Source organism: Bradyrhizobium sp. KBS0727 (assembly GCF_005937885.2).
Taxonomy (GTDB): Bacteria; Pseudomonadota; Alphaproteobacteria; order Rhizobiales; family Xanthobacteraceae; genus Bradyrhizobium.
In genome coordinates this window covers 1,096,601-1,111,762 of record NZ_CP042176.1, presented here as the reverse complement: position 1 = coordinate 1,111,762, position 15,162 = coordinate 1,096,601, and the positions used below count along the sequence as shown (strand labels likewise).

Annotated in this window: 14 protein-coding genes; 5 read left to right on the top strand and 9 right to left on the bottom strand. The window is 63.9% G+C overall.

Annotated features, from left to right (window positions below; all coding sequences use genetic code 11):
• Window positions 1–113: 113 nt before the first annotated feature.
• Both FFI89_RS05230 and FFI89_RS05225 read left to right on the top strand, forming a co-directional pair.
• Window positions 114–740: a carboxymuconolactone decarboxylase family protein gene (locus FFI89_RS05230; RefSeq protein WP_168212791.1), complete on the top strand. Its 627-nt coding sequence runs from the start codon at window positions 114–116 to the stop codon at window positions 738–740.
• A 75-nt stretch (window positions 741–815) separates the two neighbouring features.
• Window positions 816–2,204, top strand: coding sequence for an LLM class flavin-dependent oxidoreductase (locus FFI89_RS05225; RefSeq protein WP_138833531.1), 1,389 nt, complete (start codon window positions 816–818; stop codon window positions 2,202–2,204).
• 801 nt (window positions 2,205–3,005) lie between these two features.
• Here the strand turns inward: FFI89_RS05225 and FFI89_RS05215 are convergent.
• From FFI89_RS05215 to FFI89_RS05205, 3 genes are all read right to left on the bottom strand, one after another.
• Window positions 3,006–4,670 carry a thiamine pyrophosphate-binding protein gene (locus tag FFI89_RS05215; protein WP_138833529.1) on the bottom strand — a complete coding sequence of 555 codons (1,665 nt, stop codon included), beginning with the start codon at window positions 4,668–4,670 and terminating at the stop codon, window positions 3,006–3,008.
• A gap of 243 nt (window positions 4,671–4,913) precedes the next feature.
• A complete protein-coding gene (locus tag FFI89_RS05210) occupies window positions 4,914–5,432 on the bottom strand; it encodes a GFA family protein (RefSeq protein WP_138833527.1) in 519 nt (172 codons plus the stop codon).
• A gap of 159 nt (window positions 5,433–5,591) precedes the next feature.
• Window positions 5,592–6,716 carry an alkene reductase gene (locus FFI89_RS05205; protein ID WP_138833525.1) on the bottom strand — a complete coding sequence of 375 codons (1,125 nt, stop codon included), beginning with the start codon at window positions 6,714–6,716 and terminating at the stop codon, window positions 5,592–5,594.
• Window positions 6,717–6,885: 169 nt separating this feature from the next.
• Between FFI89_RS05205 and FFI89_RS05200 the strand changes: the two genes are divergently transcribed.
• Window positions 6,886–7,269: a winged helix-turn-helix domain-containing protein gene (locus FFI89_RS05200; RefSeq protein ID WP_138833523.1), complete on the top strand. Its 384-nt coding sequence runs from the start codon at window positions 6,886–6,888 to the stop codon at window positions 7,267–7,269.
• Between the two features lie 163 nt (window positions 7,270–7,432).
• Here FFI89_RS05200 and FFI89_RS05195 read toward each other — a convergent pair whose 3' ends face one another.
• Window positions 7,433–8,929 carry an aldehyde dehydrogenase family protein gene (locus FFI89_RS05195; RefSeq protein WP_138833521.1) on the bottom strand — a complete coding sequence of 499 codons (1,497 nt, stop codon included), beginning with the start codon at window positions 8,927–8,929 and terminating at the stop codon, window positions 7,433–7,435.
• Between the two features lie 181 nt (window positions 8,930–9,110).
• Here FFI89_RS05195 and FFI89_RS05190 point away from each other — a divergent pair, with 181 nt between their 5' ends.
• Window positions 9,111–9,962, top strand: coding sequence for an SDR family oxidoreductase (locus FFI89_RS05190; RefSeq protein ID WP_138833520.1), 852 nt, complete (start codon window positions 9,111–9,113; stop codon window positions 9,960–9,962).
• 129 nt (window positions 9,963–10,091) lie between these two features.
• Here the strand turns inward: FFI89_RS05190 and FFI89_RS05185 are convergent, their stop codons facing one another.
• The 5 genes from FFI89_RS05185 to FFI89_RS05165 form a co-directional block, all read right to left on the bottom strand.
• On the bottom strand, window positions 10,092–10,298 hold the full coding sequence (locus FFI89_RS05185; RefSeq protein ID WP_138833518.1) for a hypothetical protein: 207 nt from the start codon (window positions 10,296–10,298) through the stop codon (window positions 10,092–10,094).
• A 142-nt stretch (window positions 10,299–10,440) separates the two neighbouring features.
• Window positions 10,441–11,415 (bottom strand): quinone oxidoreductase, encoded by a 975-nt coding sequence (locus tag FFI89_RS05180; RefSeq protein ID WP_138833516.1) that lies wholly within the window; start codon window positions 11,413–11,415, stop codon window positions 10,441–10,443.
• 64 nt (window positions 11,416–11,479) lie between these two features.
• The gene (locus tag FFI89_RS05175; RefSeq protein WP_138833514.1) at window positions 11,480–11,893 is read right to left on the bottom strand and encodes a Rieske (2Fe-2S) protein; all 414 of its coding nucleotides are present in this window, start codon (window positions 11,891–11,893) and stop codon (window positions 11,480–11,482) included.
• An 11-nt stretch (window positions 11,894–11,904) separates the two neighbouring features.
• Complete coding sequence (locus FFI89_RS05170; protein ID WP_138833512.1) at window positions 11,905–13,017, bottom strand: amidohydrolase family protein; 1,113 nt, start codon at window positions 13,015–13,017, stop codon at window positions 11,905–11,907.
• Window positions 13,018–13,042: 25 nt separating this feature from the next.
• Window positions 13,043–14,104: an amidohydrolase family protein gene (locus FFI89_RS05165; RefSeq protein ID WP_138833510.1), complete on the bottom strand. Its 1,062-nt coding sequence runs from the start codon at window positions 14,102–14,104 to the stop codon at window positions 13,043–13,045.
• A 284-nt stretch (window positions 14,105–14,388) separates the two neighbouring features.
• On the opposite strand from FFI89_RS05165, the gene FFI89_RS05160 reads away from it, so the two are divergent.
• Complete coding sequence (locus tag FFI89_RS05160; protein WP_138833508.1) at window positions 14,389–14,874, top strand: hypothetical protein; 486 nt, start codon at window positions 14,389–14,391, stop codon at window positions 14,872–14,874.
• Window positions 14,875–15,162: the final 288 nt, after the last annotated feature.

Here is a 15,162-nt window from a genome sequence, read left to right as displayed (position 1 = left end):
CCGGCTGGAAGTGGTACTGAAGGGCCGAATGGGCCTTGCTAAAATCACCGGGGATGCAACAATTTCGCGGTGCAGCCCGGCATCCGATCGGGCGAATATCAGGGAGGCCGTTCATGAAAACGATCCTGCGTGCGTCTGCGATCTGTCTGTTGTTTGCCGGTTCGGCAATGGCGCTCACCGGTGAACGGATGGCGGAAATGCCGCTCGACAAGATGACGACCGCCCAGCGCGCCGTGGCCGATGCCATCATGTCGGGGCCGCGTAAAGGGATCGGCGGCCCGTTCAATGCCTGGCTGCGCAGCCCGGTGCTGGCCGACCGGTTGCAGAAGGTCGGCGAATATATCCGCTTCGACACCTCGCTCGACAAGCGCCTCAACGAAATGGCGATCATCATGACCGCGCAACATTGGGGTTCGCAATACGAGTGGTATGCCCACGCCCCGCTGGCGATCAAGGCCGGCCTCGACCCGGCCATCGTTGCCGCGATCGGCGCCGGGAACAAGCCCGACAATATGAAGGAAGACGAAGCGATCGTCTGGGAGCTCACCACCCAGCTTCGCAGGGATCACGGCGTCGACGACGCGATCTATGCCCGGGCGCTCGGAAAATTCGGCGAACAGGGCATCATGGACCTGGTCGCGGTCAACGGCTACTACGACGTGGTCTCGATGACGCTCAACGTTGCCCGCGTCGCCCCGCCGGCGGGTGAGCCATTGCCGTTCAAGCAGGCCGGGCAGTAGACTGTTATCCTCACCATCGTCGCGCGGCGGCGCCGCGTGACCGGCTTTTAGAAGTTGCCTTAGAAGTTTCCTTGCATGACAAAACAGATCCGGCTCAACGCCTTTGCCATGAACTGCGTGGCGCATCAGTCGCCGGGGTTGTGGACCCATCCGCGCGACCGCACCCTCGACTATAACCGCCTGCCCTACTGGATCGACCTCGCCAGGACGCTGGAACGCGGGCGGTTCGACGGGCTGTTTCTCGCCGACGTGCTCGGCGTCTACGACGTCTACGGCAACAGCCCGGATGCCGCCCTGCGCAATGCCGCGCAGACGCCGTCGAACGAACCGCTGATGCTGATCCCGGCGATGGCCGCCGTGACCGAGCATCTCGGCTTCGGCGTCACCAGCAACCTGTCGTTCGAGCCGCCCTATCCGTTCGCGCGGCGAATGTCGACGCTCGATCACCTTACCAATGGCCGCATCGGTTGGAACGTGGTGACCGGCTATCTCGACAGCGCCGCCCGCGGCGCCGGCAAGGACAAGCAGACCGCGCATGACGACCGCTACGACATCGCCGACGAATATATGGAGCTGGTCTACAAGCTCTGGGAAGGAAGCTGGGAGGATGACGCCGTGCTGCGCGACCGCGCGCGCGGGATTTTCGCCGATCCCGCGAAGGTGCATCGCATCGAACACGAGGGCAATAACTACCGGCTCAACGCCATCCACCTGAGCGAACCGTCGCCGCAGCGGACGCCGGTGCTGTACCAGGCCGGCACCTCGCCACGCGGCCGGCAATTCGCCGGCCAGCATGCCGAATGCGTGTTCATGTCGGGCCCGTCGGCCAAGATCATCGGGCCGCGGGTGGCGGCGATCCGGGCGCTGGCGAAGGAGAACGGCCGTAACCCGGCTGAGATCCTGATGTTCAGCATGATGACGATCATTCTCGGCCGCACCGATGCCGAGGCCAAAGCGAAATACGCCGACTATCGCCGCCACATCAATCCCGAGGGCGCGCTGGCGCTGATGTCGGGCTGGACCGGCGTCGATTTCTCCGGCTACGATCTCGACCAGGAAGTGCGCCACGTCCAGAACGATGCCGGCCGCAGCGCCATGGACAACGTCACCCGCGCCGATCCGGACCGGGTCTGGACCGTGCGCGAGGTCATCGAGCATGTCGGCATCGGCGGCGCCGGACCGGTCGTGGTCGGCACCCCCGAAAAGGTCGCCGACGATATCGAGGCCTGGTTCGAGCAGACCGACGTCGACGGCCTCAATGTGCCGTTTGCGGTCTCGCCCGGCGACTTCGAGGACATCACCGAGATGCTGGTCCCGGAACTGACCCGGCGCGGCCTCTACAAGGACGCCTACGCCAAGGGCACGCTGCGCGAAAAGCTGTTCGGCGCTGGACGCGCGCGGCTGACGGAGCAGCATCCGGCGAGCCGCTATCGTCCGCATGCCGCCGCCAAGGCGGCGGAGTAGGGCCACACACACCGCCGTCGTACCCCGCGCATGCGGGGTATCCAGTACGCCGTGGCCCATCGCTTCCATGATTGGCGTCTCTGGAATACTGGATCGTCCGCCTTCGCGGACGATGACAGCGGAGATCATTCCCGCGGCGCGAGGCGCCCGAAGTTTTGCTGGAAATCCTTACCCTCTCAGAAGATAGAGGGCGCGGGGAAGACCGGGTGCGCGCTGCACCCACGGTCTCGCAGGCATGATGCACAGAAGAGTGCGCCCACGAGCATACAGGTTCAGCGGTGAACACACCGGCCTCCCCCACGCAACGGCTTTACGGCTTACTTCGAGCTCTCCCCGGTGAACGGGCTTTGTTGTCACCGTCATCAATGAGAAGCGTTAGCTTCCCACAAACTTGACGCCAGCGTCGCGGCATCAGGACCACACGACTTCGCCGTACGCTTTTGCCGCGCTCGTCAGTCGCAGCATCAGCGTCCATCGCATCCCACCGCACGGTCGTGACGATCGCGATCGCCCCTCTTGTCGCGGTAGACGGGCGAAGTTGAACGACTGATTTGCCCGACGGGGCAACGGAAATATTTTTAGCGGGAGGGCTGGACAGACTTTTGGTGATTTGCCCGACGGGTTGTTTTGTCGCAGGGCGTCGGGCATGAAACTTGTTGGTTGATGTCGGCCGCTACTGGCGCCGTCATTCCGGGATGGTCCGAAGGACCAGACCTCAGATGCGCAATTGCGCATCGGGGAATCTCGAGATTCCGGGTTCGATGCTTGCGCATCGCCCCGGAATGACGGTGAAAGCGGCCGTCAATTCACCGCGTTGTTCACCATCACCTCGATCAGCTTGGCGCCGGGGCGGCTGAAGGCCGACGACAACACCGACTTCAACTGGGTGGGATCGCTAACACGGGTGGCTTCCAGGCCCATCGATTTGGCCAGCGCGGTGAAATCGACCGGCGGGTCCTTGAAGTCCATGCCAACGTAGTGGTCGTCGCCGTGGAAGGCGAGCAGCCGTTGCTTGATGATGCGGTAGCCGCCATTGTTGACGATCACGAAGGTCAGCGGCAGGTTTTGATTGGCCGCGGTCCACAGCGACTGGATCGAATACATCGAGGAGCCGTCACCGGAGTAGCACACGACAGGTCTATCGGGATTGGCGAGGCTGACGCCGACCGAGGCCGGCAGTCCCCAGCCGATGCCGCCCGAGGCCAGCGCGTGATAGCCATAGCGGTCGCGATGCGGACGCAACGCGATCACCTGCCGCGACGAGGTCAGGCCCTCGTCGACCAGGATGGCGTTGTCGGGCATGGACTCGACGACCTGCAGTGCCAGCCAGTCCGGATCGATCGGCGTGGTGGTGGCGGATTTCGAAATGTGATCGACCACCAGCTTGCGTTTGGCGGTCCAGTTCTTCGACGCCAGCGCGGCCAGTCCCTGTTTGGCGCGGGTCTCCAGCGCACTGCCGCCGGCCGCCTTCAAAGCCGGAATCAGCGCGCGCAGGGTTTCCTTGACGTCGGCCTTGAGCGCGATGTCGACGCCGTAATTCTTGGCAAGGTCGTGATCGACGAGACCGACCTGCACGATCGCCAGGCCGTCGGGCAGCGGATCGACTTCGCTGTAAACCGACATCCGCAACGGATCGCCGCCGACGGCGATGATGAGGTCGTAGGGCTGCAGCGCGTCGCGGGCCAGTTTCTGGATCCGCGCCAGCGCGCCCATGAAGCACGGGCTTTCGGACAGGAAATGTGCGCCGAACGGCGTCGACGACTGGTAGGCCGGACAACCCAGCGTTTCCGCGAACTCTGCGGCTTCCTTCAACGCATCGCTCTTGACCACCTCGTCGCCGACGATGATCACCGGCCGCTCGGCTTTCAGGATACGTGCCGCGAACGCCTTCAGCGATTCGTCCGACGGCCGGACGCGGGTGTCGATGCGGGTCGAGCGGCCGAGTTCGATGCCGGCCTCGGCGTTGAGGATATCGCCCGGCAGCGAGATGAACACCGGGCCGGTCGGCGGCGTCATCGCGATCTTGGCGGCGCGGCGCACGATCCGCGGCAGATCCTCCAGCCGCGTCACCTCGACCGCCCATTTCACCAGCGGTTCGGCCATCTGCACCAGCGGCCCGTACAGCACCGGCTCGGTCAGGCCGTGGCCTTGCTCCTGCTGGCCGGCGGTCAGGATCATCGGCGTGCCGGTAAAACTCGCATTGAATAGCGAGCCCATCGCGTTGCCGAGACCGGGCGCGACATGGACGTTGCAGGCGACCAGCTTGCCGGAGGCGCGGCTGAAGCCGTCGGCCATGGCGACCACGAGGCTTTCCTGCATCGCCATCACATAGGTGAGGTCCGGATGCTCCTTCAGCGCGTGCATGATCGGCAGTTCGGTGGTGCCGGGATTGCCGAACAGATGCGTAATGCCCTCGTCCTTCAGCAATGCGAGGAATGCCGAGCGCCCGGTGATCTTGTTTTTCATGTTTCCTCCAACCCGCCGATGCGTTGACCCGCGGGGCGACGGCACCTGACCAAACTTGAAGGCGTGATGCAATGGAGGACGGTCATGGCTGCCCTGCACGAAGCTCCCGGGGCCTCATGGTTCGAGACGCGCGAAGACGCGCTCCTCACCATGAGGGTTTAAGACCTTGTCCTGAGAAATCATCCAAGACCTCATCCTGAGGAGCCTGCGCAGCAGGCGTCTCGAAGGATGAAGCCATTTGAGCTAGAACATGCCTTCGCGATCGGCGGCCTTCTTCTTTTTCGAGCGCTGCCAGACCACGCCGGGAAAGCCTTTCAACGGCACCAGCGGTTCGCCGGTCCAGGCCCATTCCTGCAATTGCTCGATCGCGATGTGATAGAGCGGCTGGCGGCCGGTGCGGTCGGTGAACAGCGCGCGGGGAATGTTGACCATATGCGGTGAACGGCCGCGCTCGTAGATGACGGGCGTGCCGCAATGCGCGCAGAAGCTGCGCGCGGTCTTGCTGGCCTTGTCCTCGTAACGCGTGAGGCTTTTTTCGCCCTTGATGATGCGGAAGCGCTTGCGCCAGCTTCCGACATAGGTCGCGTAGACAGCGCCATGCGCGCGGCGGCTCGGGGCTGAATGATCGTGCCAGGCCCAGCGCGCCGGCACGTCGATCTCGAAGGCGACCTTGCCGCACAGGCATTGGCCCGCGGCGGGCTTGCCGGCGGAGACGGCTTTGGATTTCTTCTTTTGAGGCTGCTCGTCGTCTTCTGGAAACATGTTTGAACTCCGTCCCCAAGTTCGTCATTGCGAAGATTGAGTCCGTCATTCCGGGATGGTGCGTTAGCACCAGACCTCAGATGCGCAATTGCGCATCGGGGAATCTCGAGATTCCGGGTTCGATGCTTCGCATCGCCCCGGAATGACGGAGAGAGAGAGTTACGCCTTTCCCAACTCACCATGCTCGGGATAATCCGTGTACCCCGCCACGTCGCCGCCATAGAACGTCGCGCGGTTGTAGGGGGTCAGCGGGAAGCCGCGCTGCAGGCGGCGCGGCAGGTCGGGGTTGGAGATGAAGAGGCGGCCGAACGCGATCGCATCGGCATGGCCGTCCCGGATCGCGGCATCCGCCGTTTCGCCGGTGAAGCCGCCGGCGGTGATCAGCACGCCTTTCCAGATCGGGCGGAACAGCACCATCGCCGACGGCACGTTCTGGTGGTTGACCTCGGCTCGCCCGGCGCCGGAGGAGCGCGGCTCGATGAAATGTAAATATGCAAGGCCAAGCGGATTGAGCTGCTGCACCACGTGCGTGTACAGCGGCATCGGATCGGGCTCGCCGGAGCCGTTCGCAACGCCATAGGGCGACAACCGCACGCCGACGCGATTCGAACCCCAGACCTCGACCACGGCCCTGGTCACTTCCATCAAAAACCGCGCGCGATTCTCGATGGAGCCGCCATATTGATCGGTGCGCAGATTGGTGTGTGATTGCAGGAACTGCTCGATCAGGTAGCCGTTGGCGCCGTGAATCTCGACGCCGTCAAAACCGGCTTTCAATGCGTTCTTCGCGGCCTGCCGGTAGGCGTCGATCACGCCTGGAATTTCCGATGTCTCCAGCGCGCGCGGGGTTTCGTAAGGCACTGCCTTGCCGTCGGCCGTTCCGGTCTTGAGATCGGCAATCGCTACCGCAGAGGGCGCAACAGGCAATACGTTTCCCGGCTGGAACGAGGAATGCGAGACGCGACCGACATGCCAGAGCTGCAGGAAGATCACGCCGCCCTTGGCGTGAACCGCATCGACCACCTCGCGCCAGCCTGCGATCTGCGCATCGGTATAGATGCCGGGCACGCCGGGACTGCCGAACCCCGTCGCCGTAACAGGCGAAGCTTCGGCGATCAGCAAACCGCCCGGCGTCGCGCGTTGAGTGTAATATTCCGCGTTCAGCGGTCGCGGCGCCAGCGAAGGCTTCGTCGCCCGCATCCGCGTCAACGGCGCCAGCACGACGCGATGTGAAAGCTGGTACGGACCAACCTTCAGTGGTGAAAACAACGATGGAAAATTCATGACTGTCCCGCAACTCCCGTGATTGTACGGATATGTAACCGGCTCAGCTTGTTCGTAAAAGGTGTATGAGATCAAGTACGACGCGTTTTCTTCACGCGAACCGTGACCACTTCGCTTGAAAACGCTATTGGTGGCAACCTGACGACCAATGCAAGCGAGCACTTCTTCCATGCAGAAACCGAGCGCCCGGGCGCTGCCTTCTCTCAGCGTCCGCATCGATCTCGATACCGAGGGCCGGATCGGGCCGGGCAAGATCGCGTTGCTGGAGAATATCCACGAGCACGGCTCGATTTCGGCCGCCGGCCGCGCCATGGACATGTCCTACAAGCGGGCATGGGATCTGGTCGACGAGACCAACCGCATCTGCCGGCAAGCGGCGGTGGAACGGCAGACCGGCGGCAAGAACGGCGGCGGCGCGGTGCTGACGCCGTTCGGCCTCTCGCTGGTCGCGCGCTATCGCAAGATCGAGCGTGACGCCGCCAGCGCCGTGCGCAAGGAATTGCAGGCGCTGCGGGCCGAGATCGGCCGCCCGAAGAAGCGCGCGGGAAGGTGAATCCAAATACGCTGGGCGACCCGGGCTTCATCCTTCGAGACGGCGCTTCGCGCCTCCTCAGGATGAGGTCAACTATGCTTTCCAGGCCTGTCTGTCCCCTCATGGTGAGGAGCGCGGCCATGCCGCGCGTCTCGAACCATGAGGCCACAGATCTACGGATCGCCTAACCCGTCTTGATCCAGACCGCCTTGACGTTGAGATACTCCTCGACGTGCTGCTTGCCGGACTCGCGGCCGTAGCCGCTCATCTTGTAGCCGCCGAACGGTACCGCCGGATCCATCGCCTGGTAGCAATTGACCCAGACCGAACCGGCGCGCAGCGATCTGGCGACCTGGTGCGCCTTGCTGACATTGGTGGTCCAGACGCCGCTGCCGAGCCCGAAGGTGGTGGCGTTGGCGCGCTTGATCAGGTCGTCACTGTCCTTGAACGAGATCGCCGAGATCACCGGCCCGAAGATTTCTTCCTGCGCGATCCGCATATTGTCCTGCACGTTGGCGAACACCGTCGGGGCAACGAAGTAGCCCTTCGACAGCGCGCCTTCGGTCAGCGGCGCGCCGCCGGCCAGCGCCTGCGCGCCTTCCTTCTGGCCGATCGACAGATAGCTGGAGACGCGCTCCATCTGCTGCTGCGACACCAGCGGACCGATCTGCGTATTGGGATCGAGGCCGTTGCCGACCTGCAGCTTCTTGCCAAACTCGGCGACGCGGCCGACGAATTCGTCGTAGATCTTGTGCTCGACGAACAGCCGCGTGCCGGCGCTGCAGATCTGGCCGGAATTGGCGAACACCGCCATCGCAGCCCCCGGCACCGCGGCGTCGAGGTCGGCGTCCGCGAACACGATGTCGGGGGATTTGCCGCCGAGTTCGAGCGAGACGCGCTTCAGGTTGCCGGCGGATGCCCGGACAATCGATTGCCCGGTCATATGCGAGCCGGTGAAGGCGACCTTGTCGACATCGGGATGCGACGCCAGCGCAGCACCGGCGGTTTCGCCGTAGCCCGGAACCACGTTGACGACGCCGGGCGGAATGCCGGCTTCCATGCAGAGTTCAGCCAGCCGCAGCGAGGTCAGCGGCGCTTCCTCCGCGGGCTTCAGCACCACCGTACAGCCGGTGGCGATGGCCGGGCCGATCTTCCAGACGCTGGCGGTGAGCGGGCCGTTCCAGGGAATGATGGCGCCGACGACGCCGACCGGCTCCTTCAGCGTGTAGGAGAAGATTTCGCCGGGCAGCGAGTTCTCGATGGTCTCACCATGCAGCGCGGTTGCCTGCCCGGCATAATAGCGCAGCATGCCGAGCACGCGGAGCTTGTTGCCGCGGGTGCGGCTGATCGGCGCGCCCATGTCGAGCGTGTCGAGTTGCGACAATTCCTCAAAATTCTTCTCGACGATATCGGTGAGTTTCAACAGCAGCGCCTGGCGCTCGAACGGCTTGACCTTGCTCCACGGCCCTTCGAAGGCGCGGCGGGCGGCAGCCACGGCGCGGTTGATGTCCTCGGCGTCGCCCTCGGCGACGGTCGCGAGCAACTCGCCGGTCGCCGGGTTGCGCGTCTCGAACTTCTTAGCCGACGCGGCATCGACCCATTTGCCGTCGATCAGCATCTTCTTGTAGGAACCATCCGCGTAAGGATGACGCGTCATCGGTATAGCTTGCGTAAGCGCCATGTTTGCACTCCCTGGGGCGGCATCGTTATAGTTCAGAAGATATAGCGTTGGGCAGGAATCGTAAAGCAGACCCACCCTTCGGCGCAAGCCGGAAACGAAGGCCTGCCATGCCGGTTCGCGCATGGTAGGGTCGGGATATTAGCTGAAAGAACGCGCCAGATCTTTGTCAGGAGAAAGACCGATGCCCCATCCCGCCATGTCGCCGAATAACGTTGCCGTCATCACCGGAGGCGCATCGGGGATCGGCCTTGCGGCGGCCATGCGCTTTGCCGGATCGGGCATGAAGGTCTGCATCGCCGATATCGGCGCGGAGCGGCTCGCGGAAGCCGGCGCCAAACTGGCGTCCGTCGCCAAAGGCGGCGCCGCCGACATCATGACATCAGCCGTCGACGTCAGCCGGTTCGAGGATGTCACGGGACTGGAGACCGCGGTGCGGAAAAAATTCGGCGGCACCGACATCCTGATGAACAATGCCGGCATCGGCCCCGACAGTACCAGCTTCGGCCCGCTGGAGAACTGGCAGCGCATTCTCAACGTCAATCTCTGGGGTGTCATACACGGCACGCAGGCCTTTGCGCCGCAGATGATCGAGCGAGGCCGCACCGGGCTGATCATCAACACCGGCTCCAAGCAGGGCATCACGACGCCGCCCGGCAATCCCGCCTACAACGTCTCCAAGGCCGGCGTGAAGGCGCTCACCGAGGCGCTGCAGCACGAATTGCGCAACAAACCAGGTTGCCGCATCAGCGCGCACCTGATGATCCCCGGTCACGTCTTCACCGGGCTCACCGCGCGCGGCCGCAGCGAGAAACCGCCCGGCGCCTGGACGCCGGAGCAGACCATCGACTTCATGGTCGAACGCATCGACGCCGGCGATTTCTACATTCTCTGTCCCGACAACGACGTGCCGCGGCAACTCGACGAGCGGCGCATGGCGTGGGCCGCCGGCGACATCATCGAAAACCGCCCCGCGCTGTCGCGCTGGCATCCGGACTATGCGGAGGCTTTTGCGCGGTTTGTGAAGGCGGAGTAGGTCCCGGTCATTCCGGGGCGATGCGCAGCATCGAACCTCAGATGCGCAATTGCGCATCGGGGAATCTCGAACTTCCGGGTCTGGTCCTTCGGACCGTCCCGGAATGACGGGTCAACTACGAAGTAAAGATCAAAGCGTCTCTTGCTTGTGGCCGCACTGCTTGCAGGCGAACTTGACGCGGGTGGCGCCTTTTTCGGCCTGCAGGCGATTGGGCGCGCCGCATTTGCCGCAGGTGGTCTCGATCCTTGTGTTGCCCTGCTTGATGGTGAGGGCCTTCTTTTCCATCGTCTCGCGGATCAGGCGCTCGGCCTCCTCGCGCATCGCTTGCTTCGACATCGGCCGCACCTTGTCATGAAAAATCGCTGGCGCCTTCTATAGCACGCCCGTGACGATTTGGCAGCGGCGAGCTGTCGCGCGGTCAGCGCATTTATGCATCAGGCCGCCGCAAAAATGGCGGCCTGGAACGCGCCCCTTGGCGTCACACGGTCAAAACCGTCGAGCCCGTGGTCTTGCGCGCGGCGAGATCGGCATGCGCCTTGGCCGCGTCCTTGAGCGGGTAGGTCTGGTGCACCTCGATCTTGACCGCGCCTGATTTCACCACCTCGAACAGCTCGTTTGCCATCGCGACCAGGTTGGCGCGCTTGGCGGCGTAAGTATTGAGCGTCGGGCGGGTGACGTAGAGCGATCCCTTCTGCGCCAGGAGGCCGAGGTTGAGCGGATCGACGCTGCCGGAGGACTGGCCGAACAATGCGGCGACGCCGAGTGGCGCCAGGCAATCCAGCGATTTCAGGAACGTGTCCTTGCCGACAGAGTCATAGACAACAGGTACCTTGTTGCCGCCGGTGATCTCATCGACGCGTTTGACGAAATCTTCCCGCGTGTAGACGATCGTGTGGGCGCAACCGTGGGCTTTCGCGAGCTTGGCCTTCTCGTCGCTGCCGACGGTGCCAATCACGGTGGCGCCGAGATGCTTGGCCCACTGGCTCAGGATCAGGCCGACGCCGCCGGCCGCGGCATGCAGCAGAATGGTATCGCCGGATTTGACGCGATAGGTCTGGCGGATCAGATATTGCGCGGTCAGCCCCTTCAGCATCATCGCCGCCGCCGTCTTGTCATCGATTCCTTCCGGGATTTTCAACAGCCGGTCGGCCGGGATCAGCCGCGCCTCGGCATAGGCACCAAGCGGCGCGGCGCCATAGGCGACGCGGTCGCCGGGCTTGAGATCGGTGACGCCGGCGCCCACTTCCTCGACCACGCCGGCCGCCTCGCCGCCGAGCCCGCTCGGCAGTTGCACCGGATAGACGCCGGAGCGGTTATAGATGTCGACGAAGTTCAGGCCCACGGCCGTGTGGCGGATGCGCGCCTCGCCGGGGCCGGGCTTGCCGACTTGCACTTCCTCCCAGACCAGAACGTCGGGACCGCCGGTCCTGTGATAGCGAATGGCGTGCGTCATGGAATGGCTCCCTGGGATGAGATGATGATTGGAATGGTGTAGCCGAGATCGAAGGCGACGTGCCTCACGTCTCGATGATCACGTAGCTGTCCTCGACATGCACCGGGAAGGTCTCGGCGACGTAAGGCCCCTTCTGCAGTTCCTCGCCGCTTTCGACCGCGACCGGATAGGAGCGTATCTTGACGCGGTTCGGATCGAAATACGACTGCCCGTTGCGCATGTCGAATTCCCAGCCGTGCCAGGCACAGCGCAACAGCTCGCCGACCCGCGAACGCTGGTAGATGCCCGGCTCCGGCGAAGTCAGCCGCGCCACGCAGGCCGCCTTCTCCAGCGGCGCGCCGGCATGCGGGCAGCGATTGAGCAGCGCGAAGAACTCGCCGTTGACGTGGAACACGACGATGTCGCGGCCTTCGACCCCGACGACCTTGTTGCCGCCGGGCGGGATATCAGAGGTGCGAGCGACGATGTGACGGGTCATCTGAACCTGTTTCAGAACTTGTAGATCGAGCGCGCGTTGCCGTTGAATATCTTGGCTCGCTCGACATCGGTCAGCGGCGTCCTGAAGGCATAGCGCGGGTCGTCGAAATCCCAATGCGGATAATCCGACGAGAACAGCAATCTGTCGGCGCCAACCCAATCGATCAGCGAGCGCAGGTGTTTGGCTTCATCGGGCTCGTCGATCGGCTGGGTCGTGAACCAGAAATGCTCCTTCACATATTCCGACGGCTTGCGCTTCAGATGCGGCACCTCGCTGCGGAAGGCCTCGAAGTGCCGGTCCATGCGCCATGTCGCCGACGGGATCCAGCCGAAGCCGCCCTCGATGAACACGATCTTGAGGTTCGGGAAACGCTCCGGAATGCCTTCGAGCACGAGGCTTGTGAGCTGCGCCGCCATGGTGTGGGCGTTGCTCTGGTGCTCCTCGGCATAATAAGACGGCCAGCCGCCGCCGGTCGGCGCATGTCCGCCATAGCCGCCAACATGAATGCCGAGCGGCAGGCCGAGTTCCTGGGCGCGCGCATAGATCGGCCAGTAGCGGCGGCGCCCCAGCGGCTCGTTGGCGCGCGGGCAGACATTGATCTGCACATAGCGGCCGACCTTGGCGCAGCGTTCGATCTCGGCGATCGCAAGTTGCGTGTCGTCCTGGCCGGCCAGGATCGAGGCCTTCAGGCGCGGATCGCGATCGGACCAGAACGCCAGCTGCCAGTCGTTGATGGCGCGCTGGATCGCGGCACCGAATTCAAGGTTCTGCTGCGAGAAGATGAAGAGGTCGAGCACCTGCAGGATGCCGTATTCCACATCGAGCGGATCGAGATGCTGCTTCTGCATGAAGGCGAGATCCGAGCCAGGCGGGCCGCCGGTCGGTGGCCAGGCGTCGCGGCGCGCGATCAGCGGCGAGGAACGCGGATAGGGCGTGGTGCCAATATAGGGCGTGCGCAGATGGCTGCCATAGGTGCGCAAATGCTCCGCCCACCGCTTGGTCATGAACTGCTCGATATCGGCATGCGCGTGAATGCTCGGATGCACGTCGCAGTCGATGATGCGCAACCGGCTCTTGGCGGCAGCTTCCTGTTGTGGGATGGGACGGTCGATGACGTCGCTCATGCTGTCCTCCCTGGCGAAGTCAAGTTCAAGCGGCCAGCTTCAGCCGCGGAAAGGTTTCAAGCGGATTGTCTTCGCACATACGCGAGATGAGACTGGCCGGCAGATGCGCCGGCATCGGATCGTCGCCGTCGAACTGCCAGTGCGGATAATCCGACGCGAACAAGAACATCTTGTCGGAGCCGATCTGCTCGATGATGTCGGCAACCCCTGCCGCATCCGGCGGCCCGTCGAACGGCTGCATGGTGACGCGGAAATGGTCGCGGATGATCGACGCCGGCTCGCGCTCGACCCAGGGCACCTCGACACGGACGCCGCGCCAGGTCTTGTTGGCGCGCCACATGAAGGCCGGCAGCCAGCTCACGCCGGATTCCATCAGCACGACCTTGAGCCCCGGAAATTTTCCGAACACGCCTTCATAGACCAGGCTCAGGATCTGCGCCTGCATCGCCTGCGCTTCGGCCAAATAATATTCGTAGCGATAGGACGGCCAGCCGATCGAACTCGGCGCGCCGCGATACTGGCTGCCGGCATGGATCGCGATCGGGAGCTTGTGTTTTTCGGCCGCCTGCCAGACCGGCCAGAAGTGCCGCTTGCCCAGGAGACTGTCGCCCTGCGCCAGCACCAGCACGGAAACGAACCTGTTGTCGCCGGCGAGCCGCTCGATCTCCTCCACGGCGAGGTCCGGCGCCTGCAGCGGCACCACGATCGAGGCGCGCAACCGCTTGTCCTTCGAAAGCCATTCGGCCGCGATCCAGTCGTTGATCGCCTTGCAGAAGGCCGACGCCATATAGGGATCGAACACCGCCTGCGCGCCGTACAGCACATTGCAGATGGCGTGGCTGGCGCCGAGCTGGTCGAACGCCCCGCGCTGCACCATGGCGAGGTCGCTTCCCGGCTTGCCGTGGGCCGGCCGCCAGTCGGCGCGGCCCGAGAACGGCATCGCGGGCGGATAGGAATTGAGGTCGAGGCCGTCGATCGCCCGGCTGACCACCTGCTCTTTCCAGTGGTCGTCGAGATAGGGCAACAGCGTGGTGCGGGTTCCGCCCACCGCCGGATGGATGTCGCAGTCGATCCGCGTCGCCGCCATCGGGATTCCTCGGGGCTCTTATATTTGACGCGTCTTCTTCACGCGAACCGGAGTCCACTTCGCTTGAAAACGCTACGCCTTGGCGATCTAGCGTCGCGGCGCAAATGTGACCCCGACCGGGCTCAGGCGCAAGGCTATAACTGCGTGGCCGCCCTGCCCGGGAAGCGCACCGGAAGGGGCTGGCGCCGGCACCACCGCGCGTGAAATATTCGTCACCGGCGCCGTTTTCCGGCCCTGCTACGGACGGCAACGCGCGGTTGTGGCCTACCTCAAGGAGACCAAGAATGAATTCCGGCAGACTGGCGATCCTCGCCGCCTCGCTTCTCCTAACGAGCGCGGCAGCGGCCCATGCGGCTCCGGCAACCGTCAGCGGCCCCAATGCACTGGCGCTGGCCGGCGTGGTGGCGTTGTATTCGCCGCTGCTGTCAGGGGACGAACGGGAAACCGCCGCCGCATTGTTCGTCGGCGAGAAGGATGTCCCTTACGCGAAGAAGATTACGATCACAGCGGACAAGATCGTCTGCCGGGTCAGCAATGTCGACATCACCGCGCGCTCCTGCGAGCTGACGTTCAGAGGCAAGAAGCAAACCATCAGCGGCCGCCGCGCCAGCGAGATCTTCGCCACCGAAGCGTTAGCCGGCGTGCCTTCCGACGGCGCCGCCGGATCAGTGTTCGAAAGCCTGTCGAACCTGAACTGCACGCTCGACCCCAAAGCGATCAAGCAAAAGGACGGCAGCGGCGCGAGCTGTTCGTTCGAGCCGGGGAATTGAGACGGTAACTCCCTCGCCCCGCTTGCGGGGAGAGGGTTGGGGTGAGGGGGTCTCACCACGCACTCGGACTCGCGGATAGCCCCCCTCACCCGGATTTTGCGCTTCGCGTAAAATCCGACCTCTCCCCGCAAGCGGGGCGAGGTGAACGCAGCGCTTGTCGCTGGCTAGATTGACACGTCAATCGATCCCCACCCAAATGACCGCCGGAAAAAAGAAATAACCAGGGCGGATCGCGTGGCGGATCAGATACAAGAAACCTACGAATGCGACGCGCTGGTGGTCGGCTCG

Excerpts from the sequence above, each read along its gene's own strand:
- FFI89_RS05170 (WP_138833512.1), bottom strand. The coding sequence starts at position 13,017 with ATGAGCGACGTCATCGACCGTCCCATCCCACAACAGGAAGCTGCCGCC.
- FFI89_RS05195 (WP_138833521.1), bottom strand. The coding sequence starts at position 8,929 with ATGGCGCTTACGCAAGCTATACCGATGACGCGTCATCCTTACGCGGAT.
- FFI89_RS05175 (WP_138833514.1), bottom strand. The coding sequence starts at position 11,893 with ATGACCCGTCACATCGTCGCTCGCACCTCTGATATCCCGCCCGGCGGC.
- FFI89_RS05215 (WP_138833529.1), bottom strand. The coding sequence starts at position 4,670 with ATGAAAAACAAGATCACCGGGCGCTCGGCATTCCTCGCATTGCTGAAG.
- FFI89_RS05200 (WP_138833523.1), top strand. The coding sequence starts at position 6,886 with ATGCAGAAACCGAGCGCCCGGGCGCTGCCTTCTCTCAGCGTCCGCATC.
- FFI89_RS05185 (WP_138833518.1), bottom strand. The coding sequence starts at position 10,298 with ATGTCGAAGCAAGCGATGCGCGAGGAGGCCGAGCGCCTGATCCGCGAG.
- FFI89_RS05210 (WP_138833527.1), bottom strand. The coding sequence starts at position 5,432 with ATGTTTCCAGAAGACGACGAGCAGCCTCAAAAGAAGAAATCCAAAGCC.
- FFI89_RS05225 (WP_138833531.1), top strand. The coding sequence starts at position 816 with ATGACAAAACAGATCCGGCTCAACGCCTTTGCCATGAACTGCGTGGCG.
- FFI89_RS05205 (WP_138833525.1), bottom strand. The coding sequence starts at position 6,716 with ATGAATTTTCCATCGTTGTTTTCACCACTGAAGGTTGGTCCGTACCAG.
- FFI89_RS05230 (WP_168212791.1), top strand. The coding sequence starts at position 114 with ATGAAAACGATCCTGCGTGCGTCTGCGATCTGTCTGTTGTTTGCCGGT.
- FFI89_RS05165 (WP_138833510.1), bottom strand. The coding sequence starts at position 14,104 with ATGGCGGCGACGCGGATCGACTGCGACATCCATCCGGCGGTGGGCGGA.
- FFI89_RS05160 (WP_138833508.1), top strand. The coding sequence starts at position 14,389 with ATGAATTCCGGCAGACTGGCGATCCTCGCCGCCTCGCTTCTCCTAACG.
- FFI89_RS05180 (WP_138833516.1), bottom strand. The coding sequence starts at position 11,415 with ATGACGCACGCCATTCGCTATCACAGGACCGGCGGTCCCGACGTTCTG.
- FFI89_RS05190 (WP_138833520.1), top strand. The coding sequence starts at position 9,111 with ATGCCCCATCCCGCCATGTCGCCGAATAACGTTGCCGTCATCACCGGA.